This is a genomic window from Kitasatospora sp. NPDC017646, from assembly GCF_044329365.1.
GTDB lineage: Bacteria > Actinomycetota > Actinomycetes > Streptomycetales > Streptomycetaceae > Kitasatospora.
In genome coordinates this window covers 99,697-124,300 of sequence record NZ_JBIRJC010000018.1, presented here as the reverse complement: position 1 = coordinate 124,300, position 24,604 = coordinate 99,697, and the positions used below count along the sequence as shown (strand labels likewise).

Annotated in this window: 27 protein-coding genes and 1 pseudogene; 10 read left to right on the top strand and 18 right to left on the bottom strand. The window is 74.4% G+C overall.

Annotated elements, in window-relative coordinates; genetic code table 11:
• Positions 1-40: 40 nt before the first annotated feature.
• The gene (locus ACH4J0_RS26295) at positions 41-628 is read right to left on the bottom strand and encodes a TerD family protein (protein ID WP_396243040.1); all 588 of its coding nucleotides are present in this window, start codon (positions 626-628) and stop codon (positions 41-43) included.
• 138 nt (positions 629-766) lie between these two features.
• Between ACH4J0_RS26295 and ACH4J0_RS26290 the strand changes: the two genes are divergently transcribed.
• Positions 767-958, top strand: a complete 192-nt coding sequence (locus ACH4J0_RS26290; RefSeq protein ID WP_396243038.1) for a hypothetical protein — start codon at positions 767-769, stop codon at positions 956-958.
• A gap of 78 nt (positions 959-1,036) precedes the next feature.
• On the opposite strand, the gene ACH4J0_RS26285 is transcribed toward ACH4J0_RS26290, so the two are convergent.
• The 10 genes from ACH4J0_RS26285 to ACH4J0_RS26240 form a co-directional block, all read right to left on the bottom strand.
• Positions 1,037-1,696: a hypothetical protein gene (locus ACH4J0_RS26285; protein ID WP_396243037.1), complete on the bottom strand. Its 660-nt coding sequence runs from the start codon at positions 1,694-1,696 to the stop codon at positions 1,037-1,039.
• The gene (locus tag ACH4J0_RS26280) at positions 1,693-2,325 is read right to left on the bottom strand and encodes a class I SAM-dependent methyltransferase (protein WP_396243036.1); all 633 of its coding nucleotides are present in this window, start codon (positions 2,323-2,325) and stop codon (positions 1,693-1,695) included. Before ACH4J0_RS26280 ends, ACH4J0_RS26285 begins: the two co-directional genes overlap by 4 nt.
• 162 nt (positions 2,326-2,487) lie before the next feature.
• The gene (locus tag ACH4J0_RS26275) at positions 2,488-3,258 is read right to left on the bottom strand and encodes a hypothetical protein (RefSeq protein WP_396243035.1); all 771 of its coding nucleotides are present in this window, start codon (positions 3,256-3,258) and stop codon (positions 2,488-2,490) included.
• A 124-nt stretch (positions 3,259-3,382) separates the two neighbouring features.
• Positions 3,383-4,228, bottom strand: coding sequence for a hypothetical protein (locus tag ACH4J0_RS26270; RefSeq protein WP_396243034.1), 846 nt, complete (start codon positions 4,226-4,228; stop codon positions 3,383-3,385).
• 228 nt (positions 4,229-4,456) lie between these two features.
• Complete coding sequence (locus ACH4J0_RS26265) at positions 4,457-5,863, bottom strand: family 2B encapsulin nanocompartment shell protein (protein WP_396243032.1); 1,407 nt, start codon at positions 5,861-5,863, stop codon at positions 4,457-4,459.
• 643 nt (positions 5,864-6,506) lie between these two features.
• On the bottom strand, positions 6,507-7,016 hold the full coding sequence (locus tag ACH4J0_RS26260) for a hypothetical protein (protein ID WP_396243031.1): 510 nt from the start codon (positions 7,014-7,016) through the stop codon (positions 6,507-6,509).
• 183 nt (positions 7,017-7,199) lie between these two features.
• Entirely contained in the window at positions 7,200-8,654 is a 1,455-nt protein-coding gene (locus ACH4J0_RS26255) for a PLP-dependent aminotransferase family protein (protein WP_396243030.1), read from the bottom strand.
• Positions 8,655-8,780: 126 nt separating this feature from the next.
• A complete protein-coding gene (locus ACH4J0_RS26250; protein ID WP_396243029.1) occupies positions 8,781-9,350 on the bottom strand; it encodes a universal stress protein in 570 nt (189 codons plus the stop codon).
• 414 nt (positions 9,351-9,764) lie between these two features.
• Positions 9,765-10,337, bottom strand: a complete 573-nt coding sequence (locus ACH4J0_RS26245; protein ID WP_396243028.1) for a TIGR03086 family metal-binding protein — start codon at positions 10,335-10,337, stop codon at positions 9,765-9,767.
• A gap of 218 nt (positions 10,338-10,555) precedes the next feature.
• Positions 10,556-11,155 (bottom strand): pyridoxamine 5'-phosphate oxidase family protein, encoded by a 600-nt coding sequence (locus ACH4J0_RS26240; RefSeq protein ID WP_396243027.1) that lies wholly within the window; start codon positions 11,153-11,155, stop codon positions 10,556-10,558.
• A gap of 132 nt (positions 11,156-11,287) precedes the next feature.
• Here ACH4J0_RS26240 and ACH4J0_RS26235 point away from each other — a divergent pair, with 132 nt between their 5' ends.
• The 3 genes from ACH4J0_RS26235 to ACH4J0_RS26225 all read left to right on the top strand — a co-directional run bounded on the left by ACH4J0_RS26235 (position 11,288) and on the right by ACH4J0_RS26225 (position 14,895).
• Positions 11,288-12,181, top strand: a complete 894-nt coding sequence (locus ACH4J0_RS26235) for a helix-turn-helix domain-containing protein (RefSeq protein ID WP_396243026.1) — start codon at positions 11,288-11,290, stop codon at positions 12,179-12,181.
• Positions 12,182-12,602: 421 nt separating this feature from the next.
• Complete coding sequence (locus ACH4J0_RS26230) at positions 12,603-13,433, top strand: hypothetical protein (protein ID WP_396243025.1); 831 nt, start codon at positions 12,603-12,605, stop codon at positions 13,431-13,433.
• Positions 13,434-13,728: 295 nt separating this feature from the next.
• Positions 13,729-14,895, top strand: coding sequence for an alanine--tRNA ligase-related protein (locus tag ACH4J0_RS26225; protein WP_396243024.1), 1,167 nt, complete (start codon positions 13,729-13,731; stop codon positions 14,893-14,895).
• A gap of 148 nt (positions 14,896-15,043) precedes the next feature.
• Here the strand turns inward: ACH4J0_RS26225 and ACH4J0_RS26220 are convergent, their stop codons facing one another.
• A complete protein-coding gene (locus tag ACH4J0_RS26220; RefSeq protein ID WP_396243023.1) occupies positions 15,044-15,478 on the bottom strand; it encodes a CBS domain-containing protein in 435 nt (144 codons plus the stop codon).
• Between the two features lie 135 nt (positions 15,479-15,613).
• On the opposite strand from ACH4J0_RS26220, the gene ACH4J0_RS26215 reads away from it, so the two are divergent.
• The 4 genes and pseudogenes from ACH4J0_RS26215 (at position 15,614) to ACH4J0_RS26200 (ending at position 18,835) form a co-directional block, all read left to right on the top strand.
• On the top strand, positions 15,614-16,498 hold the full coding sequence (locus tag ACH4J0_RS26215; RefSeq protein ID WP_396243022.1) for a helix-turn-helix domain-containing protein: 885 nt from the start codon (positions 15,614-15,616) through the stop codon (positions 16,496-16,498).
• 41 nt (positions 16,499-16,539) lie between these two features.
• Positions 16,540-16,959 carry a VOC family protein gene (locus ACH4J0_RS26210; protein ID WP_396243021.1) on the top strand — a complete coding sequence of 140 codons (420 nt, stop codon included), beginning with the start codon at positions 16,540-16,542 and terminating at the stop codon, positions 16,957-16,959.
• Positions 16,960-17,041: 82 nt separating this feature from the next.
• A pseudogene (ligD, locus tag ACH4J0_RS26205) lies at positions 17,042-17,920 on the top strand (non-homologous end-joining DNA ligase); the annotation flags it as partial.
• 60 nt (positions 17,921-17,980) lie between these two features.
• Positions 17,981-18,835: a DNA ligase gene (locus tag ACH4J0_RS26200; protein WP_396243082.1), complete on the top strand. Its 855-nt coding sequence runs from the start codon at positions 17,981-17,983 to the stop codon at positions 18,833-18,835.
• A 95-nt stretch (positions 18,836-18,930) separates the two neighbouring features.
• Here the strand turns inward: ACH4J0_RS26200 and ACH4J0_RS26195 are convergent, their stop codons facing one another.
• The 4 genes from ACH4J0_RS26195 to ACH4J0_RS26180 form a co-directional block, all read right to left on the bottom strand.
• Positions 18,931-19,515, bottom strand: coding sequence for a type 1 glutamine amidotransferase domain-containing protein (locus ACH4J0_RS26195; protein ID WP_396243020.1), 585 nt, complete (start codon positions 19,513-19,515; stop codon positions 18,931-18,933).
• Positions 19,516-19,518: 3 nt separating this feature from the next.
• Positions 19,519-19,815 carry a PRC-barrel domain containing protein gene (locus ACH4J0_RS26190; RefSeq protein WP_396243019.1) on the bottom strand — a complete coding sequence of 99 codons (297 nt, stop codon included), beginning with the start codon at positions 19,813-19,815 and terminating at the stop codon, positions 19,519-19,521.
• 21 nt (positions 19,816-19,836) lie between these two features.
• Positions 19,837-20,232 carry a DUF3040 domain-containing protein gene (locus tag ACH4J0_RS26185; protein ID WP_396243018.1) on the bottom strand — a complete coding sequence of 132 codons (396 nt, stop codon included), beginning with the start codon at positions 20,230-20,232 and terminating at the stop codon, positions 19,837-19,839.
• Positions 20,233-20,297: 65 nt separating this feature from the next.
• On the bottom strand, positions 20,298-20,741 hold the full coding sequence (locus ACH4J0_RS26180; protein WP_396243017.1) for an HAD family hydrolase: 444 nt from the start codon (positions 20,739-20,741) through the stop codon (positions 20,298-20,300).
• Positions 20,742-20,944: 203 nt separating this feature from the next.
• Here ACH4J0_RS26180 and ACH4J0_RS26175 point away from each other — a divergent pair, with 203 nt between their 5' ends.
• Positions 20,945-21,991: a hypothetical protein gene (locus ACH4J0_RS26175; RefSeq protein ID WP_396243016.1), complete on the top strand. Its 1,047-nt coding sequence runs from the start codon at positions 20,945-20,947 to the stop codon at positions 21,989-21,991.
• Complete coding sequence (locus ACH4J0_RS26170) at positions 21,988-22,377, top strand: VOC family protein (RefSeq protein ID WP_396243015.1); 390 nt, start codon at positions 21,988-21,990, stop codon at positions 22,375-22,377. The genes ACH4J0_RS26175 and ACH4J0_RS26170 overlap by 4 nt, the downstream gene beginning before the upstream one ends.
• An 89-nt stretch (positions 22,378-22,466) precedes the next feature.
• Here ACH4J0_RS26170 and ACH4J0_RS26165 read toward each other — a convergent pair whose 3' ends face one another.
• Together ACH4J0_RS26165 and ACH4J0_RS26160 are read right to left on the bottom strand one after the other, a co-directional pair.
• A complete protein-coding gene (locus tag ACH4J0_RS26165; protein WP_396243014.1) occupies positions 22,467-23,915 on the bottom strand; it encodes an MFS transporter in 1,449 nt (482 codons plus the stop codon).
• Positions 23,912-24,538, bottom strand: a complete 627-nt coding sequence (locus ACH4J0_RS26160) for a TetR family transcriptional regulator (RefSeq protein ID WP_396243013.1) — start codon at positions 24,536-24,538, stop codon at positions 23,912-23,914. The genes ACH4J0_RS26165 and ACH4J0_RS26160 overlap by 4 nt, the downstream gene beginning before the upstream one ends.
• Positions 24,539-24,604 lie beyond the last annotated feature (66 nt).

Sequence of the window (24,604 nt, the reverse complement as noted above, 5' to 3'; positions counted from 1 at the left end):
TGGCGCCGGAACCCGCAGCGGGTCAGGGGGCGGCAGCGGGTCACAGGTGCTTGACCAGTTCCGGCATCAGGTCCTGGAAGGTGCGCCCGCTCGCCGGCCTGCCGATCGCGACCATCTGCCAACCGGTCGGCGTGCGCTGCACCTTGGCCATGATCTGGGCGGTGTACGGGCCGCCGCCGGTGAGGGTGTAGCGGGCCAGCTCGGCGCCGGTGGTCTCGTCCACCAGCCGGCAGAAGGCGGCCTCGACCTCCTGGAAGGTCTGACCGGTGAAGGAGTTGACCGTGAACAGGATCTGGTCGACCTCGGCGCCGACCCTGGTCAGGTCGACCGTGATCGACTCGTCGTCGGTCGCGTCGCCGGAGCCGCCGACCAGGTTGTCCCCGCTGTGGCGGACCGAGCCGTCGTTGCTGGTCAGGTGCTGGAAGAAGACCACGTCCACCGACCTCCCCCGCGAGAACAGCACCGCCGAGGCGTCCAGGTCGATCTCCCGGCCGACGGACATCAGCTTGGCCAGGAAACCCTTGCGCTGCACGGCCTTCCAGCCCAGGCCCATCCGGACCAGGCTCAACTGCCCACCGCCCGGCTTCTCCAGGCTGATCTTCTGCCCCTTGGCCAGCGAAACGGTCATCGTGCCCTCCTCGTTCCCACCGCCGTCCGTGCCGCGAACCTATCGCACGCAGGGAAACCTACGATCATCGGACAGCGGCCCGGGGGACCCCTACCCACCCGTCCCCCGGGCCTCACTTCCGGCGGCCTCCGCACACCGATGGATTCACCCGTCGTCATCACCGGCCCGGCCCCCAGCGCCCTGGACGAACTGGGCGGACAGCGCGCGGAGTTCGCCTTCCCGGCCGGGGCGAGCGTCACCGCCGTCACCGTCGCCGGCCCGGACGGCACCGACCCGGCCCCGCAGCCCGCCCCGTACACCGTCACCGCGGAACCGTCAGCGTCCCGCTGACCGTCGCCCAGTACTCGCTGGTGACGATCAGCGCCGGGTAGCCGCCGGCCCACTCAGGCGACCGCGCCCGCGGGCGGATCAGGCGTCGCCATCCAGGAGGTGCTGGCGCACCTCCTGGAACGTCCAGGCCCCGCCGGCCGGCCGGGAGAACACCCAGACCAGGTCGAACCGGTCCGGCCAGCTGGTCGGCACCCCGCTGCCCGAGGCGCCGAGCGCCTCGACGATCCGCGGGATCCGGGAGTGCTCCCAGCAGATCAGCACCGGTTGCGCCCCGGCGAGCGCGGCACCGGCCAGCTCGGACTCCTGGGACTCGGCGTAGGTGGTGTCCACGGCGAGCCCGAGCTTGGTTCCCAGCGGGGTGACGGTCTGGCACATCCGGTGCGCCCCGGCCAGCGGGCCCTGGTCGGTGGCGGCGTAGATCCGGGCCGGGGTGCGCAGGCCGGCCGCGAGCGGGGCGAACAGGGTGGGCAGCGCCTTGGCCCGGTCCCAGCCGCGCCGGGTGAGGGACTTGCCGTCGTGCTCGCCGTTCTCGTCCAGACCGGGCTGGCTGCCGTCGGGCTTCTCGCCGTGCCGGATGACCATCACGAAGGCCGCGCCGCCCGGATCACCGGCCCTGGCCACCGGGCCGTTCTTGTCGGCCTTGTCCTTCTTCCCGCCCGAGGAGCAGCCGGCCAGCACCAGCGGGGCGGCGGCCACCAGGCCGGTGAGCAGCGCGCGGCGGGAGGGTCGGTCCGTCACTCGGCGCCCCGCTCCAGCCGCACCAGCGCGTCGATCGCGACGCTCGTCAGGCCGCCCCCGTGGCCGGGCTCGCCCACCGTGCGGTGGACGCGCTCGGCCCGTACGGTGCGCAGGCCGTACCCGGCGAGGTCGGCGAGGACGTCCTCCGGGGTGAACAGCACGGCCGGGTCCTGGGGACCGCCGACGCCGTCGGTGAGGTTCGTCAGGTCGTGCCCGACGACCAGCAGGGTGCCGCCGGGGGCGAGCGCCTCGGTGGCGCCGCGCAGCGCGGCCCGGCGGTCCTCCGCGGGGAGCTGGAGGTAGGCGATCAGGACGAGGTCGTAGCCGCCGACCGGGCCCTCCTGGGTGCGCGCGTCGCCGTGCCGCCAGGTGAGCCGGTCGGCGACCTCGTCGGGCAGTTCGGCGGTGAGCCGTTCGGCGCGTTCCAGGGCGACGGCGGAGAAGTCGAGGCCGGTGACCTCCCAGCCCTGGGTGGCCAGCCAGATGGCGTTGCGGCCCTCCCCGGTGGCCAGGTCGAGGGCGCGGCCGGGGGTGCTGCCGGTCAGTTCGCGGACCACCCACTGGTTGGGCGCGGTGCCCCACACCAGGTCGCTCGCGGCGTAGCGGTCGTCCCAGCCCTGACTGTCCATGCGGTCCTCCGTTCGGCGGGCCTGTTCCGTCCCGGTCAACCTACCGGTCCGCCGTCCTCCGCCGCCCCGGGCGGTCCAGGGGGTGGACACCCTTGACGGCGAATATTGGTCCAGGGCACCGGTGGCCCCGACGGGACCACCGGTGCCCGTCACGCCTTCGGCTCAGCTCTTGAGGCCGAGCGAGGGGAAGAGGTCCACGAAGGGCTGGGTGGTGACCGAGACGCTCCGGGCGAACGGGTCGTCGAAGTCCCAGATCATGAACAACAGGAAGGCGATCAGCACGCTGAAGCAGCCCGCCAGGATCAACTCCCGCGGCGTGCGCCTGATCTGCAGCGCGAAGAGCATCCCGATGGTGACCACCGCCCCGCCGATCAGACCCAACCACACCACTCCCGGCATGGTCGGCCCGGCGTTCTGACCGCGCTGGTTGCGGGCGTCGGAGACCTGGCTGATCCGGTCCATGATCGGCTGGTAGGCCTGGGACTCCAGGTCCGAGGCCGGCGCCCGGCCGGCCACCTCGCTCTGGACCTTGCCCAGCAACTCGGTGCCCTTGTCGGTGATCTCGCCGTTCTTGGCCATGTAGTCCCACTCGACGTTCACCACGTACGTGACGTAGGCGTCGATGTCGGCCCGGACCTGGTCGCGGAACTCGACCGGGTAGACCACCGCCCGGTCGCTCACCTCCCGCAGCGACTGCGCCTCACGGAACAGGTCGTCCTGGGCGGCGCCGCGCGCCTCCCAGACACCCGCGATGGCGAGGCCGAGGACGATCGCGTAGACCACGCCGATCATCATCGTGATGTACTCGATGACGTCGGGCGTCTCGTCGACGTTCTCCTCGACGCCCGCGGTGCGGTGCCTCAGCACCACCACCGCCACCACAACGGCACAGGCCGCCGCCATGGCGATGACCAGCGCCACCCACTCGGACATGGGAACTCCCTTCTCTGGCTTGGCTCGTGACGTGAACGGGGAAACCCGGCGCCCAACGGGCGCGTCGGGCCCGGGACACGTCGGGGACGTGCGGTCCCCGGGCGGCCGGGGACCGGGGTGCTCGTCAGGATCCGGAACGGCCGCGGCCTCCGCCACGGCCCGGGCGCAGCGCGGCCGCCGCCAGGATGCCCGGGGCGAAGATCAGCAGCATCGTGGTGGTCGTCGAGGCACCGTGGTGGTGCTGCTCGACCGCCGACGGCTTGGCGGCCCACGCCTTGAACACCGGGTGCGCCGAGGGTGTCGGCCACAGCGGGCTGGGGCGGACCGGGCTAGGCGCCGCGGCGGGCGGAGCCGCCTGCGGGGCGGGAGCCGCGGGTGCGGCGGGCGCGGGGTGAACCGGCGGGGGCGGTGCGGCCGGCCGGGGAGCGGGCGGCGGCGGCACGGACGCCGGTGGCGAGGGCACCGGGGTGGGGCCGGGGGGTGTCGCGCTCGGCGTGGGCACTGGGGTGTGCGTCGGCGTCGGCGTGGGGGTGCGCGTAGGGGTTGGGGTCGGGCTGGGCGTGGGAGTCGGGGTGGGGCTCGGGCAGGGGTGCGGGTGGCAGTGATGGTGGAGCCCACCGCGCCCGTGGCACCGGTGGTGGTCGTGCGGGGGCCGGTCGTCGTGGTGGCGGCCGACGTCGGGGGCGACGGTGACGCCGACCTGGACGTCGACGTCCACCCCGACGTCGACGCTCCCGCCCGGTCCCACCGAGGTGGACACGTCGGTCTCACTGCACACGCAGGTGTCCACGGCCGAGCCGTACGGGTTCCCGCCGGGCCGCTCGGCGCCCGAGGCGGTGGCGCCACCGACCAGTGCGCACATCGCCGCCACGCCGACCGCCGCGCCGATCAGTCGCACCCGTCGCCGCCCGGGGCCCGCCGAGCCGCCGCCGTGCTTCGGTATCCGTCGGAACTGCCGGCGCTGCGGCATGGGCTCCACACACCTCTCGGTTCGCCTGGGGAGGACGGGACGGACGCGGTCGACCGGCCGACGGAAACGGGCAGCCCCGGTTGGATCCGGATCAGAATCGATCGGGCACGACCATGCGCGTGCGGGCGCGATCAGGCGAACGGCCCACCACCGGGGCGGGCCGTCCGTCATCAGGTGAAACGATCTTCGCGCCGACCGGTTACGGCCCGCGCTCGCCGGTCTCCGCGCTCAGTGGCGGCGGTGCGCGATCTCGACGTTCTCGAGCACACCGACCGCGTCCGGCACCAGGATCGCGCACGAGTAGTAGGCGCTGACCAGGTAGGAGATGATCGCCTTCTCGTCGATCCCCATGAAGCGGACCGAGAGCGAGGGCTGGTACTCGTCCGGCAGGCCGGTCTGGTGCAGGCCGATGACGCCCTGGTTGTCCTCCCCGGTACGGATCACCAGGACCGAGCTGGTGTTCTCCTTGGTGATCGGGATCTTGCTGCACGGCAGGATCGGCACCCCGCGCCACGCCGGCACCTGCTGCCCGCCGAGGTCGACGTGGTGCGGGTAGATGCCCCGGGCGTTGAACTCCCGGCCGATCGCGGCGATGGTGCGCGGGTGGGCCAGCAGGTAGTCGGGGTCGCGGCGACGGTTGAGCAGCTCGTCCAGGTCGTCCGGGGTGGGCGGGCCGGAGTGGGTCTGGATCCGCTGATCGAAGTCGGCGTTGTTGAGCAGGCCGAACTCCGGGTTGTTGATCATCTCGTGCTCCTGGCGCTCGCGCAGGGCCTCGATGGTCAGCCGGAGCTGGTGCTCGATCTGGTTCATCGGGTGGTTGTACAGGTCCGCGACACGGGTGTGGACCTTGAGGATGGTCTGCGCGACGCTCAGCTCGTATTCGCGCGGCTTCAGCTCGTAGTCCACGAAGGCGCCGGGGAGTTCGTACTCGCCGTGGTGACCGGCCGACATGGCGATCTCGGCCTCGCCGCGCTCGTTCTGGGCCTGCAGGGGCAGGGCCAGGAACGACTGGAGGTGCTCCTGGAGGGTCGGCGCGTTGTCCCGGATGCGGGCGAAGTCGTCCCGGCTCAGGGTGAGCGCGACACCGGCGGTGGCGGTCTTCGCCGTGTACTCCCAGACGGCGTCCGGGTTCAGCAGCGCGTCGTCGCCGAAGCGGTCGCCGTCACCGGCCACGCCGACCACGGTCTCGTCGCCGTACTTGCCGGTGCCGATCTTGTTGATCTTGCCGTGCGCGATCAGGAAGATCCGGTCGGCCGCCTCGCCCTGGGTGGTGAGCACCTCGCCGGGGCCGAAGTCGCGCTGCTGGCAGCGATCGGCGAGGGCGGTCAGCACCTCCTCGTCCTCGTAACCGCGCAGCAGGGCGAGTTCGCCCAGCTCCGCCGGGATCACCCGGACCTGGGAGCCGGTCTTGATGAACTCCACCACGCCGTTGCCGACGGTGTAGGTGAGCCGTCGGTTCACCCGGTACGCGCCACCGTGGGCCTCGACCCACGGGAGCACCTTGAGCAGCCAGCGGGAGGTGATCTCCTGCATCTGCGGTGCGGACTTGGTCGTGGTGGCAAGATTGCGGGCAGCGGCCGTCGCAAGGCTCTGCTGCCGGTCCTGCTGTGTCTCCGGGCTCGTGTCCACGGGCATCGGCAGGGTCTCCATTCGTGTGGTCGGATCACGCGTCCAGGGCCGTACCGCTCCGCCCCGGGAGCGAGCCACAACGGATCATCAGATCCGCTGGCTGGTGGGGAAGTTGGCGTGTGTCGGGAGCGCGACCGCCATCGCCCGGCGGCCCATCCGGAACCCTAGATCACCAGAACCCGACCGGGCCCGTACGGTGACCGACTACCCCCCGATAGGGTGAATCTCCCGCTTTCAGCCCCCATCCGCCGCCGAGTGCTCAACCCGGCACACCGCTCAGGCGACCTCCATTCCGTGCCGCACCCGGTCGAACCGACGCGCCGCCAGGTCCTCGTCGGTGATCCAGACCGAGACGTTGACCAGCTCGCCCCAGGCCGCGTCCGCCGCCGACCCCTCGACCTGCAGCAGCGGCCGGTGCCCGGCCGGGCGGGTGGGGCCGGGCGCTCCGGCGCGCCCGCCGGGAAGTCGGCGGGGTGGTCGGGGTCGTTCGGCATCCGTGCGTCCATGGCCCGATCCTGCCGCCCGACTCCGACAGTCGCGGAAGGCCCGTCAGGTGCCGGTACGGGGGTGGCCGGCACCTGACGGGTGTACGGGGGGCGCGGCGGCGGGGCCGCGCCGGGGTGGTACGGCAAGGGGGCCCGGTGCGGGGTCAGCCGCAGACGACCTGGGTGCCCGGGATGTCGACGATGCCCGAGTTGCTGGCCAGGCCGCCGTTGTACTCGTAGTAGAGGTACGAGTAGAAGTCGATCCGGGTCGCGCCGCACGCGGAGTCCGGGGCCACCGTGTAGGTGATGGTGAAGCTGCTGCTGGCGCCGGGGGCGAGCGGCACGTCGTAGCGGGCGATGCCGCCGTGCACGTTGTCGCTGCAGCCGTTGGTCTGGGTGCCGCAGGCCGTGGCAGTGAACTTCAGCCCCGGTTCCAGGCTGGTGGGGTAGGTCTCCTGGACGCTCTGGTAGACGAACTGGATCGGGGTGTCGTACGGGTTGGTGAGCGTCAGGGTCAGCGTGAACTCCCCGCCCCGGACGGTCGTCTGCCGGTCGGAGACGGCCGTCAGGGGAAGCGGACTGTCCGCCCGGGCGGGTGCGGCGGGCAGGAGCAGACCGACGGCGAGGGCCGGACCCGCGGCGAGCGCGGCACGGCTCAGATGTGTTCTGCGCATGTCCAAGGAGAGTAGGGGCCGGCACCGACCCGGTTACCGTGCTCCGCCCGAAGCCGTACGGGTGGAGGAGCGGCGGGCGGACGCCGGGGACCGATCGACCGCTTTCGGGCCCGGCGGAACCGCTGGTGGCCTATCCTTGGCCGCCCCGCTCCCCGACCCGCGCTCGGGCCACCTCAGGCCGCCTCAGGCCGCCGGCGGCAGGATGTCGCAGAGCGCCTGGAGGGCCGCCGGGTAGGCGTGGTCGGGCGGTGTGGCGTAGCCGACCACCAGTCCGTCGACGGCGGGCATCGCCTCCGCGGTGACCGCCGGATGGCGGTAGTCGGCGAGCCCTTCGACCGCCAGGCCCCGGTAGGCGGCGGCCTTGAGGATCGAGCGCTCGGTGCCGGGGGCGAGACGCAGGACGGCGTGCAGACCGGCCGCGATGCCGGACACCCCGATGTGCGGGGCGTTCGCGGCCAGCGCGGCCACCAACTGGTCCCGGCGGTCCCGGTAGCGCCGCCGCATCCGGCGCAGGTGCCGGTCGTAGCCTCCGGAGTCGATGAACTCGGCCAGGGTCAGCTGGTCCAACGCGCTGGCCCAGGCCTCGCGTTCGCCCTTGGCCGCGAGCACCCGGTCCACCAGGTGGTCCGGCAGGACCATCCAGCCGAGGCGCAGCGCCGGACTGAGGCTCTTGCTGGTGCTGCCGAGGTAGACGACCCGGTCGGGGTCGAGCCCCTGGACGGCGCCGACCGGTTGGCGGTCGTAGCGGAATTCCCCGTCGTAGTCGTCCTCCAGGACGAGTCCGCCGCGCCCACGCGCCCAGTCGACCACGGCGGCGCGGCGCCCGGCGTACAGCGGGCCGCCGGTCGGGAACTGGTGGGCGGGGGTGAGCAGGACCGCCCGGAGGTCCGGGTGCCGTGCCAAGTCGTCCACCCTGGCGCCCCGTTCGTCGATGGGCAGCGGCACGGTGGCGACCCCGGCGGCGGCCAGCAGACCGCGGTGGAAGCCGAGCCCGTACGCCTCGACGGCCAGCGGCCCCCGGTCGGCGGAGGGCAGGACGGCCGCGGCGCCGTCGAAGAGCAGCCGCAGCGCATGGGCGAAGCCGGAGCAGACCACGATCCGGTCGGGGTCGGTGCGCACCCCGCGGGCGCGGGCGAGGTAGTCGGCGAGGACGGTCCGCAGTTCGCGCCGGCCCTGCGGATCACCGGGCCCGAAGGCTTCGTTGGGCGCGGCGGTGAGGGCCCGGCGGGCAGCGGCCAGCCAGGCGGTGCGGGGGAAGGAGGCGGCGTCGGGCTGGCCCTGGCGCAGGTCGTGCACGGACCCGGACCGGCGGGTGGGGCGGCGGGCCCGGTCGGACGGGACGGGTGCGGCGCGTTCGGCGACGGTGGTGCCGGAGCCCTGGCGGGCGGTCAGCCAGCCCTCGGCGACGAGTTCGGTGTAGGCCTCGGCTGCGGTGTTGCGGGCCAGGCCGAGGTCGGCGGCGAGCGCCCGGTAGGGCGGCAGCCGGGTGCCGGGGGCGAGTCGGCCGGAGCGGATCGCCTCACGCAGAGCGGCCATCAGCGCGGAACGGCGGCCGCCGGTGGCGGGCAGGTCGAGGTGCAGGTCGTTGCCGGTCGGGTGGGCCGGCTCGGTGGGGTGCGCGCCCGGCGTTTCCGTCATGGCCACGCACCCTACCCGCCGCTTACCGACCGTGCGGCGGGCGGTGGCCGGTCGAGCCCGTACCGGGTCCGCACCGGCTCCCCGTCGAGCCCGTGCCGCGTCGCTGCCGGGTCCGTGCCGGGCCCGCTACGGAACGACGGTGACCGGCCAGCGGCCCGCCTTCACCAGCCGGACCGCGACCGACCCGATCACCTTGTGCCCGGCCTGTTCGGAGACGCCGACCACCACGGCGTCGGCACGCAGCTCGTCCGCGAGCTTGGCGAGGCCCGTATAGGGGTCGCCGCGCATGGTGAGGAAGCGCCACTGCACCCGCCAGACCTCGCGCATCCGGTGCTCGGCCTCGCGCAGCGCGACCAGTAGCTCGTCGGCGACCTCCTGGGTGGTCTCTTCCACCGCGGCACCGGCCAGGGCTGTCGCGGCGCCGAGTATCGGCTGGATGTAGGCCACGGCCAGCAGGGCGCCCTGCCGACGGGCCAGTCCGGCGGCGTAGGCGGTGGCGCGCCAGGAGGAGTCGGAGCCGTCGAGGCCCGCCAGGATCACCTTGGGCCCGTCGGTCCCCAGCTCGAAGCCGCTCGGCGCGACGGCCGGCTCGTGGCCGTCGCGTTCCGCAGGGCCCCGGCCCCCGGGCGCACCGCCGTCCGGTCGGCCGACGTCGTCGACGGCCCCTGTGTCCGCCGCATCGCTCTCGTTGTTCATGGGCCGAAGGCTATGCCCGCCACCGGGAGTGGACGCCGGGGGCACTCCGGGTCAGGGCTGTGGTGCGGGCCACCCGGAGGGCGGGCGGGGCCGTCGATCCGGCACGCGGGGCCGGCCGGGCCGTCACGCACTGTCGACGCGTGCGCGGCCCCACACGGCCTCCGGGGTGGATCCGCCCCGGCAAGGCCGGCCTGGGCGAGTGAGCCCGCACGCCAACCGCACGCAGGCCGCCGCACCCACGAAGGGCGCGGCGGCTTCGTCGCGTCACGCCCCGCCCTGCCGACGAAGCCGGCTGCTGGACCGGGGCCACGGCCACGACCTCCCGGTGGTCGGGGACCGGCCCCGCTCGGTCCGGTCGGGCCCCGGACCGCACTCAGGGCGACAGCGCCGGCCGCCGCTGCGGCTCGGGTGCCGTCAGACCGCGACCGTGCGGCCCAGGTGGGCGAGCAGGCGCAGGTGGACCGGGGCGTCGGCGGCGGCGGTGGCCTCCGGGCCGAAGATGCCGGGGACGCGGTACCGGTCGACGCCCAGCTGCCGGATCGCGGCCAGCAGACCCTCCAGCAGCTCGGCGTCCAGCAGGTTCTCCCGCCCGGTCGCCACCGCGATGTCCGCCCCGTGCACGGCCAGCTCGGTCAGGTGGACGGTGGCGGCGAACTCGCCCGGCAGGTCGCCGAGCGGGATGGTGACGCTGCGGTCGAGCGCACCCGGGCGGCGCCAGGCCGCGAGGTCGGCGGCCGCCGCGGACCGGTAGGCCGCGACCGGGTCGTCGCCGAGCCAGTCGTCCTCGTGCGCCTTTCCGGGGTCGGTGCCGGTCAGCCGGCCGACGTACAGATGGATCCCGCCCACCAGGTGGTTCACCAGGGCGGTGACGTCCCAGTCCGCGCAGGGCGTGGGGAGTTTCCACTGCTCCGCACCGATGCCCGCGATCAGGGCTCCGGTCGTGGCGGCGGCGCGCTCGATCTGCGCGATGACGGGGTGGTTCGGCATGACGGAAGCTCCCGTTTCCATATGACGGTCAGTCATGTGATCGATGATGGCAGCTCCTTGGAGCGCTCCCGCGCCGGGGGTCGACCTTCCAGCGCTTGCCGGTGAGCCGCACGCCCGGGTCGATGAAGCTCTCGCCGGTTGCCCACGTCCACCCGTCGACGGGTAGCCGACGGTCCTCCTCGGGCAACGGCCCGACCGGCCGTCAGGCCGTCACGCCGTCAGGCCGTCTGTCCGCCGGACGACCGGGACGGGAGCGGCAGCGGAAGGGCGGGCAGACCGTCGATGCTGGTCCTGACGAGCGGCTTGCCCTCGCAGTAGGCGCTGAACTGCTCCTCACCCTTGCGCTCGAAGTACTGGGCGTGCAGGTCGCGGTCGGCGCGGTAGTCCATGAACGGCACGGCGTAGCCGCAGGAGTCGCTGACCCGCTCGGCCCGGACCAGGACGATCGCCCGCAGGCCCGCTCCGTCCACGCCGGACTCGAAGCGGTCGAGCAGTTCGGCGAAGCGCGGGTCGTCGCGGAAGACGGGCTCGCCGCGGCCGTGCACCCGGACCACGGTGGGCGGGCCGTCGAAGGCGCACCACATCAGGGTGATCCGGCCGTTCTCCCGCAGGTGGGCGATGGTCTCGGCCTGCGAGCCGCCGAAGTCCAGGTAGGCGAGAGTGAGTTCGTCGATGATCACGAGGGTGCCGGAGCGGCCCTTGGGCGAGAGGTTGACGTGTCCGTCGCCCGCCAGCGGCGCGGTGGCGACGAAGTAGACGGGCTGGCGTTCGATGAACTGCCGCAGTCGGCCGCTGATGTTTTCGTACTGTTTTCCCATGTACGCAATTGTGCCCGCATCTCGCTTCCCGAGAAAGGAAAATCCACGTCATGAGACGGTCGGCGCGGTGAACGATCCGCCTAGGATGATCCGTGCACCCGTCCACCCGCCGGGCCGAGCGAGGGAGTTGACGTGGCCCAGGACACCCTTCAGACCGCCGGTCCGACGATGGCGCTCGGCCTGCCCGCCACACCGCTGCGCCGCTACGTCCTCGACTACCGCGGCTACCGGATGTCCCTGGACCGCCCCCGCCGACGGCTGGAGGTGCCGACGGACGTCGTGACGGTGGCGCTCGCCTTCGAGGGCACGATGCGGCTCACCGACGCCGTTTCGCCCGCCCCCGGAATCTCCTTCGGCTCGATCGCCGCCGGACTGCGCCGCACCGCGACGATCGCCGAGCACGCCGGTGTGCTGCACGGACTGGCGGTCTCGCTCACCCCGCAGGGCGCCTTCCGCGCGTTCGGACCGGTGGCCGGGGAACTCGGCGGACAGTGGGCGGACGCCGGGGAGGTGCTGGGCCCCCGGCTGGGCCGGCTGGCCGCCCGGCTGGCCGACGCCCCGACCTGGCCGGCCCGGTTCGCCCTGCTGGACGACCACTTCACCGCGCTGCTGGCCGACGGACCGGCCTGGGAGCCGGACGTCGCCTGGGCCTGGCACCAACTGCGGCGCTCCTGGGGCCTGGTGCCGGTCGGCGCACTGGTGGAGGGCACCGGCTGGAGCCGCCGCCGACTGGAGCAGCGCTTCCGCGAACAGCTCGGGCTGGCGCCCAAACAGGCCGCCGGAATCCTGCGGCTGCAGCGGACGCTGCGCCTGCTGACCGCCCCGGACGAGCGGCTCGCGCGCGCCGACCTGGCGGCGCTCTGCGGCTACTACGACCAGTCCCACCTCCACCGCACCTTCCGCGGCATGGTCGGCTGCTCGCCCCGCGAATTCCTGGCCTCCCGCCGCTCCGCCACCACCCTCGAACCGGCCGACCGGGTCATCGGGCGGATCACCAGCGCCGTGCTCGACGCCGACCCCAGCTGAACCGGATCCGGAACTGCGCGGAAATGGCGGACGAGCTCGATCGCACGTCAACTGACGTTTTCCGCCACACGATTGCGGAATGCCGTCAATGCCGTTTGCCGGTTCCCCATTCCGTTTAGCCTCCTCTTGGCGTGATCACATCCCGATCTCGAACCGGGGGGAAACACAATGGCGATCGGACGACGGCAACTCCTCGCCTCCGTCGCGCTCTCCGCCCTCACCGCGCCCGTCCTCACCCGGGGGACGGCGACCCGCGCCACTGCGGCCGTCGGGCCGCCCACGGTCACCGGCGCCGGACCGCTGGTCATGCAGGTCGTCGCGCCTGAACCAGGACGGCCGGCCGCAGGTCTTCGTCGTCCGGGCCGACGGCCTCTACACCTACTGGCGCCAGGCGGACGGCAGTTGGGGCGGCCCGGTGCGGATGGCCGACCCCGGCGGGCGGCTGGCGCCGGGCATCGCCGTCGGCACCAACGCCGACGGCCGCCTTGAGGTCTTCGCCCGCCGCCTGACCGACCACCACGTCATCTCGCTGCCGCAGGCCACGCCCAACGGCTGGTGGTGGAACGGCTGGGCCGACCACGGCAACCCCAACGCCGGGCTCGGCAACGAGGACCAGGTCGGCGTGCCCGTGGTCGCGGACTCCCAGGACGGGCGGCTGGAGCTGTTCGTCAAGAACGGCGGGGGCGGCCTCAGCACCATCCGGCAGACCACCCCGGGCGGGGTGTGGACGACCGCCTGGACGGACCTGGGCGGCACCGACCTCCAGGACCCGGTCACCGCGATCCGCGACGGCGTCGGGGCGATCGAGGTGTTCGCCGGCACCCGCACCGGCGTCCTCGGCTGGTGGCAGGGCTCGCCGGACGGCCGGATCGAACTCGCCTACCGCGAGGCCGACACCGGCGCGATGGTGGTCAGCCACCAGACCCGGCCCGGCGGTTCGTGGAGCCAGTCCCCGGCGCCCGTGGGCGGACACGGCGGCGTCGGCGAGCCGGCGGCGGCCACCCTCGGCGGACGGGTCGTCCTGTTCGAGCGCAACCGCGGCGCAGGGGTGAGCACCACCGCGCGGACCGCCCCGAACTCCGGCTACGGCGCCTGGCAGGACCTCGGCGGCACCGTCCTCGACCACCCGACCGCGGTCGTCGACGGCGCCGGCGTCCTCCACGTGTTCGCCATCGGAACGGACGGCCGCGTCTCCTACCGCACGGGCACCACGGCCACCGGCTTCAACGGCTGGCAGAGCCTGCCGCTGTGACCGCGTGGCGCCCGGAGCGGGAAGTCCGACGCCGCCCTCCCGCTCCGCGGCGCAAAACCAGGTGCCCCGGAGCGCCGACCGCGTTACCCTCGGCCTCATGAACGTCACCGGCCACACCACCGCCACCGCGCGAGCGACCAGCTCGCCGGTTGCCGCCGCCTGACGTACCCCCTCCCCCGGCGACCGGAAACGGTCCGCCGGTGGTGGCCCGAGGCGTTCCGCGCCTCGGCTCCGATGATCGCGTGGACTCGTTGTCTGGTGCCTCCCGCCACGGCACACGCGAAGGAGCCACCCCGTGAACACCGACCAGCTCGTCCGCACCTTCATCGAGTACTTCGAGGACCGCGGCCACCGCCGGATCACCGGTTCGACCCTGCTGCCCCCGCCCGGTGACCCGGTGCTGTTCACCACCTCCGGCATGCACCCCCTCACGCCCCACCTGGAGGGACGCCCCCACCCGCTCGGCAGGCGGCTGGTCAACGTCCAGCGCTGCCTGCGCACCACCGACCTCGACGAGGTCGGCGACCGCACCCACCTCACCGTCTTCGAGATGCTCGGCACCTGGTCCCTCGGCGACTACGAGGGCCCGCAGAGCCTCGACTGGGGCTACGGGCTGCTCACCGACGGCTTCGGCATCGACCCCGGACGGCTCCACGTCACCGTCTTCGGCGGCGACGAGCAGGCCGGCCCCGACACCGACTCCCTCGAGCTGTGGCAGGACCGCGGCGTGCCGGTCGAACTCACCGTCGAGGACAACTGGTGGTCCAACGGCCCGACCGGCCCCTGCGGCCCCGACTCGGAGATCTTCCTGTGGACCGGCGACACCCCGCCCCGGTCCACCCCCACCCGGGACGACCGCTGGGTCGAGGTGTGGAACCACGTGATGATGCGCCACCGCCGCCTCGGCGACGGCACCCTCGTCCCGCTCCCCCAACGCAACATCGACACCGGTCTGGGTCTGGAACGCCTCTCCTCGCTGCTCCAGGGCCGCTCCTCCGTCTTCGAGTGCGACGTCTTCGACCCGTGGCGCCAGCTCGTCCCGACCCTGTGGCAGCTGGACGAACCGTCACTGCGCCTGGTCTGCGACCACCTGCGCTCGGCCGTCGTCGTCATCGGCGACGGCGTCCGCCCCTCCACCACCGGCCGCGGCTACGTCCTGCGCCGCCTGCTGCGCCGGGTGCTCACCGTGCTGCGCCGGGACGACCCGCGGCGCGGACTCGGCGACCTGCCGGACGAGTTGATCCGGCACACCCTGGACCACTTCCGCCAGGACGTCCGCCCCGAGTCGGTCCGCGGGGTGATCCTCGACGAGGAACACCGCTTCACCCGCCTCCTGGAGCGCGGCCGCCAGGTGCTCTCCCGCCCCCGCTTCCGCGGCCCGCTCACCGAGGACGACCTCCACTACCTCCACGACACCCACGGCCTCCCCCGGGACCTGGTCCTCGACCTGCGCCCGCGGTGAGGCGTCGGCGCCCGGCGGGCGTTGCGCATTTGTACAAGACGCGCGAGGGCCCCGTCCGGCACCCTCGGAAGGCCCGGCCGGTGCGGGGGGACCGGCCGGTCACCGGGGCGCGGACGGGGCTGCGCTCAGCGGGTGGGGCGAGCGGGGGTCACTGCTTCATGTAGACGCTGTCCATGAACTTGATGATCTGCTCGTCCGTCAGCCGGTGGCCGTCGCGGTGACCCATCGCCAGGTCGGCCTCGCTGATCATGCCGACCAACCGCTCGCCGTCGATCACCGGGATGCGCCGGATCTGGTGCTGTTCCATCTTCTTCAGCACGGTGTCCATGCTGTCCTCGGCCCGCACGCAGTGCAGGTGTCCGGCGAGTTCCATGGCCGTCATCTTGGCCGGGTCCTTGCCCTCGGCGACACAGCGCAGCACGATGTCGCGGTCGGTGATGATGCCGTGCAGCTTCTGGTCGTCGCCGCAGATCGGCAGCGCGCCGACGTGCATCTCGCGCATCATTCTCGCGGCCTCGTCCAGCGTCTGGTGGGCGCCGATGCACTGGGCGCCGGTGTGCATGATGTCTCGGGCAGTGGTCACGGGGACTCCTTCGTCGGTGTTACCCCCCGACGGTCCTCCCCCGCGGCGGTCCACAGCGCCGCTCGCGGGGTGACCGTTCCCTCACCGTAAGCGACCACGGCCGTGCCCGCGACCGCGAGCGCCGATACTGGACGGGTGACGACGAGGGCCGCCGGAGCGGTCGACGAGGCCGTCCGCGCCAGGCCCGCGACGGCGCTGCGCCCGTACGTGGCCTGGTACTCGGGGTACCGGCAGCGCGGCCTGGCCCCCGCCGTGCACCGCGGTCTGCCCTCGCCGTACCTGACCTACATCCTCACCCTCGACGAGCCGCTGGTGGTCGCCGGCCACCCCGACCCGGCGCAGCCGCCCGGCAGCTACCCGACGCTGCTCGGCGGGCTGCACACCTCGCCCGCGCTGATCACCCACGAAGGGGCGCAGTCAGGGGTGCAGATCGCCGTGCACCCGCTCGCCGCCCGGGCGCTGTTCGGGCTGCCCGCCGGGGAGTTGGCGGGGATCGACGTCCCGGCGGAGGAGGTGCTCGGGCGGCTCGCCCCCGAACTGCGGGAGCGGCTGCACGCGGCCGCCGACTGGACGGAGCGGTTCGCCGTGCTGGACGCCGCGCTGCTGCGGGCCGCCCGGCCGTCCGGGCTGGTGCCGCCGGAGGTGGGCCGGGCCTGGCGGGCGCTGCGGCGCAGCGGCGGTGCGCTGCCGGTGGCGGAGCTGGCCCGGGAGACCGGTTGGAGCGCCAGGCACCTCCAGGACCGGTTCCGCCGGGAGACCGGGCTGACCCCCAAGGCGGCCGCCCGGGTGATCCGCTTCGACCGGGCCCGGCACCTGCTCGCGGCCGGTTCGCCGCCGCCCCGGCTGGCGGAACTGGCCGCCCGCTGCGGCTACTTCGACCAGGCACATCTGGCCCGGGAGTTCCGGGCGCTGGCCGGGGCCGCGCCGAGTGTCTGGCTGGCGACGGAGGGGCCGGAGGCGGCGAAGTTCCGAAACGTCCAAGGCGGGGCGGCCCGGGCGGCCGCAGGGTGGGAGGCGTGACCATCGCACCCCGTGACCACCGAACCCGAGGAGTGACCGCCATGGACACCGAGACCCCCGCCCCGCAGGTCTGGCCCACCCTGCGCGCGACCGACGCCCGGGCCCTGATCCGCTTCCTGGCGGACGCCTTCGGCTTCCAGGAGGTGGCCAGCTACGGCGAGGGCGAGTTCGTCGCGCACGCCGAGCTCGCCTGGCCGGAGGGCGGCGGCGTGATGCTGGGCTCGGTGCGCGAGACGGCGCCGGGCGAGTGGCCGGGCCGACCGGGCAGCTTCAGCGCGTACGTGGTGACCGCCGACCCGGACGGCGTGCACGCCCGGGCCGTCGCCGCCGGGGCGCGGATCACCGCCGGGCCACACGGGACCGACTACGGCTCGCGTGACTTCGCCGCCGCCGACCCGGAGGGCAACCACTGGTACTTCGGTACGTACCCGGGCGCGCCCCGGCCCGTCCCGTCCTCCTGATCCCCGGCTGCCGGGGCAGCGGCGGCCGGACCGGGGCAGACTGGCTGCGGGGGCCACCCGCGGGAGTCTTCGGAGACGGCCCATGCCGCAGATGACGGTGGACGGACGCACCCTCGCCCTGTCCCACCTCGACAAGGTGTACTACCCGAGCATCGGCACCGTGAAGGGCGACGTGCTGCGCTACTACGCCGCCGTGCACACCGCCCTGCTCCCCCACCTGCGCGACCGCCCGGTGTCCTTCCTGCGCTGCCCGGACGGCGTGGAGGCGGAGGTGTTCGTCGCCAAGAACCCGCCGCCGGGCACCCCGGGCTGGGTCCGCACGGTGGACGTGCCCAGCACCGGCGGGGAGCTGCGCCAGGTGGTGCTGGAGGACGGCGCGGCGCTGCTGGCGGTCGCCAACCTGGGCTGTCTGGAGCTGCACGTCCCGCAGTGGCACGCCGCCGCGCCCGCGCTGGCCGACCGGCTGGTCCTGGACCTGGACCCGGGCGAGGGCGCGAACATCCTCACCTGCCGGGCGGTCGCGCTGCTGCTGCGCGAGCGGCTGGCCGCGGACGGGCTGTCCGCCTGGGTGAAGACCTCCGGCTCCAAGGGCCTGCACCTGCTGGTGCCGATCGAGCCCACCCCGAGCACGGAGGTCTCCGACTACGCCAAGGCGCTGGCCGCCGCGCTGGAGGTCGAGCACCCGGACCTGGTGGTGCACACCATGGCCAAGGCCCGGCGCCGGGGCCGGGTGCTGGTCGACTGGTCGCAGAACAACGCCAAGAAGACCACCGCCGCCCCGTACACCCTGCGCGCCAAGCCGCTGCCGACGGTCTCCACGCCGCTGTCCTGGGCGGAGCTGGAGCGGGCGCGCGGAGAGGCGGAACTGGTCTTCACCCTGGCCGAGCTGCCGGGACGGCTGGCGGCGCACGGCGACCTGTTCGCGCCGCTGCTGGACCCGGAACAGGCCCGGCCGCTGCCCGGTACCCCCAGGGCGGCACCGGTGCAGCCCCGGCAGGTGCTGCACCCACCCGTCGAGGTGATGCGCCCCGCCGCCGTCACCGCCGTGCCGCCCGCCGACGGCCTGGGCGGGGGCGGCGTGCAGTACGAGCTGAAGCTGGACGGCTTCCGCTGCGTCGCCTTCGCCCGTGGCGACCGTCCGGCGTTCCTGCAGTCCCGCAGCGGCCGTGACCTCGCCCCGGAGTTCCCGCCGATCGCCGGCGCCGTGGCCCGGCTGCCGGAGGGGCTGGTGTTGGACGCCGAGCTCGTCGCCTGGCGGGCCGGGCGGTTCGCCTTCGAGGAACTGCTGCACACCCGCCAGGCCCGGGCCGCGGCGCCGGACGTGGTGCTCGGGCTGATCGCCTTCGACCTGCTCGCCCTGCCCGGTCGCGACGTCCGGCGCCTGCCGCTCACCGACCGTCGCCGCCTGCTGCTGGCCGCGCTGGCCGACGTCCCGCCGCCGATCCAGCCGGTGATGGCCACCACCGACCGGGCGGAGGCGCTGGAGTGGATGGAGCAGCTGGCCGACACGGGCGTCGAGGGCCTGGTCTGCAAGGCCGCGGCCTCCCCCTACCGGGCGCGCGGTGCGAGCCGCACCTGGGTCAAGTACCGGCGCAGCGACACGCTGGACGCCACCGTCCGCGCCCTCACCGGTCCGGCCGCCCGGCCGCACGCGCTGGTGCTCCAACTCGACGACGGCCGGGTCTTCCTGTCCACCCCCCGGCTCACCCCCGTCCAGGCGCGCGAGGTCGCCCGGGTCGCCGGACCGCTGCTCGGCCCGCCCGCCACCGACCCCGATTACGGCCAGGTGCACCCGCTCACCGGGCCGCTGCGCGCCGAACTCACCCTCACCGGACGGCCGCCCGCCGCCACCTTCGTCCGGCTGCGCGGCGACTGAGACCTCCGGGGCGGCGCCCAACCCGCCGCTCCCAGGCACCAGTCGGGCCCACTCGACCTGCCCGGCGCCGGGTGCGGGCCGGGTGAGGACGCGCGTCACCTCCGCCGCTTCGCCGCCGCGTGGGCGAACTCGGTGACCAGCACGTCCTCGAACACCGGCAGATCCGCGGGCTTGCGGCTGGTCACCAGCGGGCCGGGCCCGTTCCGGCAGACGTGCACCTCCTCGTCCACCCAGTGGGCGCCCGCGTTGACCAGGTCCGTCCGCAGGCTGGGCCAGGAGGTGAGGGTGCGGCCGCGGACGGCGTCGGCCTCGATCAGCGTCCAGGCGGCGTGGCAGATCGCGGCGACCGGGCGGCCGGAGGCGCAGGAGGCGTGCACGAAGGAGACCGCCGCCCGGTCCAGCCGCAGGTGGTCCGGACTGGCGACGCCGCCGGGCAGCACCAGCCCGTCGTAGTCGGCCGGATCCGCCTCCGCGACCAGGCCGTCCACCGCGAAGGTGTCCCCCGGCTCACGGTGCCGGACTGCCTGGACCCGGCCGGGGGCGGTGGACAGCAGTCGCGGGATGCCGCCGGACTCGGCGACCGCCTGCCAGGGCGAGCTGAGTTCCCGCTGCTCGACGCCGTACGGAGCGACCAGGAAGGCGATCGTCCGGCCGGTCAGGGTGGTCAGCGGCCAGCCCATGGCTCAATCCGGGCGGCGGGTGGTGAGGTCCTCGGCGGGCGGTGGGGCGGTGCCGATCCGGGCCCGGGGGCAGTCGAGGTGGACGGTGCGGTCGAGGTGGTCGATCCGGGCGACCAGGCCGCTCGGGACGAGCACCCGGGCGCCCGGCACCCAGGGTGCGGCGTCGACCATCAGGTGGTCGCCGCCGTCGTGCTCCACCCGGCCGAGCGGGCCGTCGGTGGCGTGCACCTCGTACCCGACCAGGGCGAGGTCGGCGGCGGGATGGGAGCCCGGGCGGTACTCCCACAGGTCGGTGCTCATCAGGTCACGCCTTTCATCGCGTCACGCCTCCGGACGGTCCCACGGCCGGCGTTCACGCCGCTCCTCCCGCAGCGGATCGGCGGCTTCGGCCCGGTCTCCCCGGCGCCGCCGCAGCAGCTCGGTGGCGGCCACGGAGGCCGCCACCGAGGCGGCCCAGACCACCCCGAGGGCGACCAGCACGGAAGTGGCCGGGGTGCGCACCCCGATGCCGAGGCAGATCGACGTCATCACCAGCACGGTCAGCAGCACCCCGGCCGAGATCCGGCGCCCCACGGCGTGCAGCGCGCTCGCGGCCCGGTTCGGCCGCTTCGCCCCCATCGTGCTCAACTTCCGGTCGAGGCGCGTGTCCTGGCGCAGGTCGGACTCGATCTCCTCGAGGAGCCGCCGCTCCCATCCGCTCAACGCGGGTCCGTCCATCTCGGTCACCTCCGACATTCCGGTGACGTGCTCGCCCCCGGGCGGTTGCCCGGTACGGGCCGGCGTCAACCGTTCCGGGCACCGCCCGTTCCGGCGTCCACGCGCCCGAAGGCCCGGGGACGGGCGAGCAGGCTGTCGTCCAGGACGCGCAGCAGGGCGGCGGCGTCGCGGTGGACCTCGACCGCGCCGGCCGCCCGCAGCTCGGGACCGGCGTCCCCGCCGGCCTCCAGGGCGACACAGGGCACCCCGACCCGCCGCGCAGCCAGCACCTCGCGCACGCTCCCGGCGACGGCGACGGCGTGCGAGGGCTCGCCGTCCACCAGCTCCAGGGCGGCCCGCACGGGGTCGCCGCCGGGGGCGGCCACGGTCAGGACGGGCACCCCGGCCGGCCCGGGGCCCGTCAGCACGACCGTCCAACCGCGCGCGGCGCACTCGCGCAGCAGCTCGGCGCCGCCGGGCGGCCGGGGCCGCCAGTCGGTACCGAAGAGAGCCGCCGATATCACCGTCATGGTCACCGCTCCCGTACTTCCGTCGCCCGGCTCCCGTGCCTCCGTCACAGGCCGCACGCCGTGCTCGCCCTTCCAGGTTAGGACGCTCCCCGGCCCGGCGCGCTGCCTGCCGGGGCCGGGCGCCCCCGCGGGGCAAAACCGCTTGGCGGGCGGTGCGCGGGGCGCCATACTCCGGAGGTCCACGGGCGAGCGGGGGGAGAAGCGTGGCGGTGTTCGCGTGCGCGGGGTGCGGTGCGGAGCTGACCGTACCGGTGACGGAGGTGGCACTGCCGCCGCACGCGCACCGGGAGGGCGGGGACCGGTACCTCCCGCCGCTGCTGGAACCCGGGACCTTCGCCGTCGACCCGGAGCCCTTCGAGCGGCCCTGGCGACCCTGGGCCGCCATCACTCCCGCCGAAGCCGCCGCCCGGGGCGTGTACGCACCGGTCGACGGACTGTGGTCCGGCCCCGGCGGGGCCGTCCTGCTGGCCCCGGGCGACACCCGCGGCACCGCCCTGCTTCCCGAGCAGTGCGACGGCTGCTGCGCCTCCGCCGGAGGACCCAACCTGGCCTGCGAGCGGTGCGGGCGGACGGTGGGCGCCCGGATCGACGACTGCTACCGCTGGCAGGCGGTCTGGCTGTATCCGCGGGCCGTCCGGCGGCTACCGGTCGCGGGCCCGGCCCGTCCGGCCGGGGACGGCTGGGCGGTGGCGCCGGCGCCGCCGCTGGAGCCCCTCGGCTGGTGGAGCGACCGGTGGAGCGCCGCGGTCGGGACGGCCCTGGCCGATGTCCTCGCGGCCTCCGGCGGCAGACCGGTGGCGGTGGCCCCCGGCGGCCTGCTCGCCGAGACCTTCGGTCGCACCCTGAAGCGACTGCTCCCGGCCGGCGCCCCGGTCCACACCCTGGGCCTGGCCGGGCCGGGCCTCACGTCCCGACCGCTGTCGGACATCGTTCTCGTCCCCCGCCACCCGTGGACGGGCGCCGCCTGGCAGCCGCCGCCCTCCGACGACGGGGTGCCCGTCCCGCTGGACGCCGGGGTGTGGACCCACCTGGCCTTTCCGCCCGTGCGCCCCGGCACCCGGCTGCCCGCCGGGGAGGAACGCGACGACCCGCTGCCGCTGCGCCCGAACCGGCTGTTCGAGCCCGACCGGCACCTGCTTCGCCACCGCCTCGCCCGGCTGCCCGCCGTCCGGCAGCCCTGGCTGCGCGCGATCTACGATCGGCTCGGCGACCGCCACCACCACCGGGCCGCATCGGAGGGCACCCCATGAGGATCAACCTGACCACCGTGTTCGTCGACGACCAGGACAAGGCACTGCGCTTCTACACCGAGGTGCTGGGCTTCGTGAAGAAGGAGGAGGTCCCGCTCGGCGAGCACCGCTGGCTCACCGTGGTCTCCCCCGAACAGCCCGACGGCACCGAACTGCTGCTGGAGCCCGACAACCACCGGGCGGTCAAGCCGTACAAGACGGCCCTGCTCGAGGACGGCATCCCGGCCGCCCAGTTCGCCGTGGACAACGTCCACGGCGAGTACGACCGCCTGCACCGGCTCGGAGTGCGCTTCACCCAGGAACCGACGGCCCTGGGCCCGGTCACCGTCGCGGTGCTCGACGACACCTGCGGCAACCTCATCCAGCTCGCCCAGTTCCACCGCTGATCGCCCTGGTGGGTTCAGCGGGTGGTCCGCCGCGAACGCTGGTATCAGGTGCCGCGACTCCGCCCGCGTTCGCGGGGCGTGAGCCGGGCTCAGACCCGGCCCTTCTGCCCGGTGGGCCTCGGACTTCCCTCCGACAGCGGTCGGTTGGGCGTGGCGAGGGTGAGGTCGCGCACCAGCAGCAGTGCACCGGCGGCCAGCAGTCCGGCGGGGACACCGGTCCAGGCGATGGTGGGGCCGACGGCCGTGTCGGAGCGGGCGAGCAGGCTCTGGGCGCAGGCCAGGCCGAAGGCGCCGCCGATCTGTTTGGCGAGCGCCGAGCCCGCCGTGGCGGTTCCCATGTCGGCGGGCGGGACACAGCTCTGGGTCGCGATGGTCAGACCGCCCATCGCCGGACCGGTGCCGAGCCCGACGGTCAGCAGGAGAACGGACGTCAGCGGCAAGGGGGTTGACGACCCGAGTGCGAGGAGACCGGCCGTGCCGGCGGTGAGCAGCGCGGCGCCGGTCAGCAGGACGGAGCGGACCTGCCGGCCGCGCGTGACGGCGGCCGCGGTGAGCCGGTTGCCGACCGTCATGCCGATCAGCAGGGGCAGGAGCAGCAGGCCGGAGGCGGTGGCGGAGTAGTCGCGCTGCTGTTGGAAGTACAGCGGCAGGAGGATCCCGACCGGCATGGCCGCGACCTGGAAGAGGAGTCCGGCGGCCAGCAGCGCCGAGTAGGTGCGGTCGTGGAACAGCCGCAGTGGAAGCACGGGTACGGCGGCCCGCCGTTCCACCGGGACCAGGAGTGCGAGCAGGGTGAGTCCACCGAGCAGGCAGCCGCCGACCGCCGGGTCGCTCCACCGCCCGTCGGCCGTGTTGCCCTTGAGGCTGAGGCCGATCAGGACCAGCCCGAGTCCGCTGGTGAGCAGCAGGATCCCGGCGGCGTCGAGGCGGCCGGACGGTGCGGCGGCGGGGCGGTGACCAGGAAGCAACAGGGCGATCAGCAGCCAGGCCACGAGGCCGAACGGGAGGTTGAGCCAGAACGCCCAGCGCCATCCGGCGTGGTCGGCGAGCAGTCCGCCGAGGATCGGGCCGCCGACCATGCCGAGGACCATCATGGTCGCCAGGGCGGTCTGCATCCGGATCAGGCCCTGCGGGCGGGACGGCGGGTGGAGGTCGCGGATCAGGGCCATGCCGAGGGTGAGCAGGGCGCCGGCGCCCAGGCCCTGCACGGCGCGGGAGGCCAGCAGCACCGGCATGGTGGCAGCCAGCGCGCACGCGGTCGATCCGACCAGGAAGACGGCGAGCCCGCCGAGGAGTAACCGCCGCCTCCCGTACAGGTCGGAGAAGCGGCCGTAGACCGGCACGCTGACGGAGGAGGTCAGCAGGTAGGCGGTGACCAGCCAGACGTACCAGGTGCCGCTGCCCCCGATCTGCCGGACGATCCGGGGCAGCGCGGTGCCGACCACCGTGCCGTCCAGCACGGCGAGGAAGGCGCAGCCGAGGAGAGCCGCGGTGGCCGGGTTCCGGCGGCGGGGCCGGAGGTCCTCGTACGGGTTCACGCCTCCCCCGCGGCGGCGATCGCGCCGTGCAGGAAGAGGTCGACGAGTTCCTCGGTGGACAGCGGTTCGGGCGTGCCCGCACGGCCGGCGGACATCAGCAGCAGCTGGAAGGAGTCGGCGAGCCGTTCGGGGGCCAGTCGCAGGCGTTCCCGGTCGGGTTCGAACAGGGCGGCGAGCGCCGCGCGCGGCGCGGCCAGGCCGGCGTCGCGATCGGCCGCCCGGCGCGGTCCGGCCGGCGCGGGGCGTTCCGGGCGCCCGGCGCCGGCGAGGGCGCCGATGACGGCGCCGACCCGGGCCAGGTGGCCGCTCAGCACGTCGGCCGCCTGGGCGAGCCGGGCTGCCAGCGGCTGGTCGAGCTCGATCGAGGCGAGGTGGGCGACGGCGACGTCGGGCCGGAGGGCCTCGGCCAGGCAGGCGGCGAGCAGGGCGTCCTTGTCGGCGAAGACGCGGAAGATCGTGCCCTCGCCGATGCCGGCCGCGCGGGCGATCTTCGCGGTGGTCACCGACGCGCCGTACTCGACGACCAGCGGAAGGGCGGCCGCGACGATCACGGCGCGGCGCTGCTCGGGGTCCATGGCCGGTGCGCGGCGCCGGGCGGGCGGGGTGGAGGTGTTCTCTGCCATACCTCGAGGCTACGGAGTGAGTACTCACTCCGTCAATGGACCGTGCGGAATCCGGGCGGTCCGCGA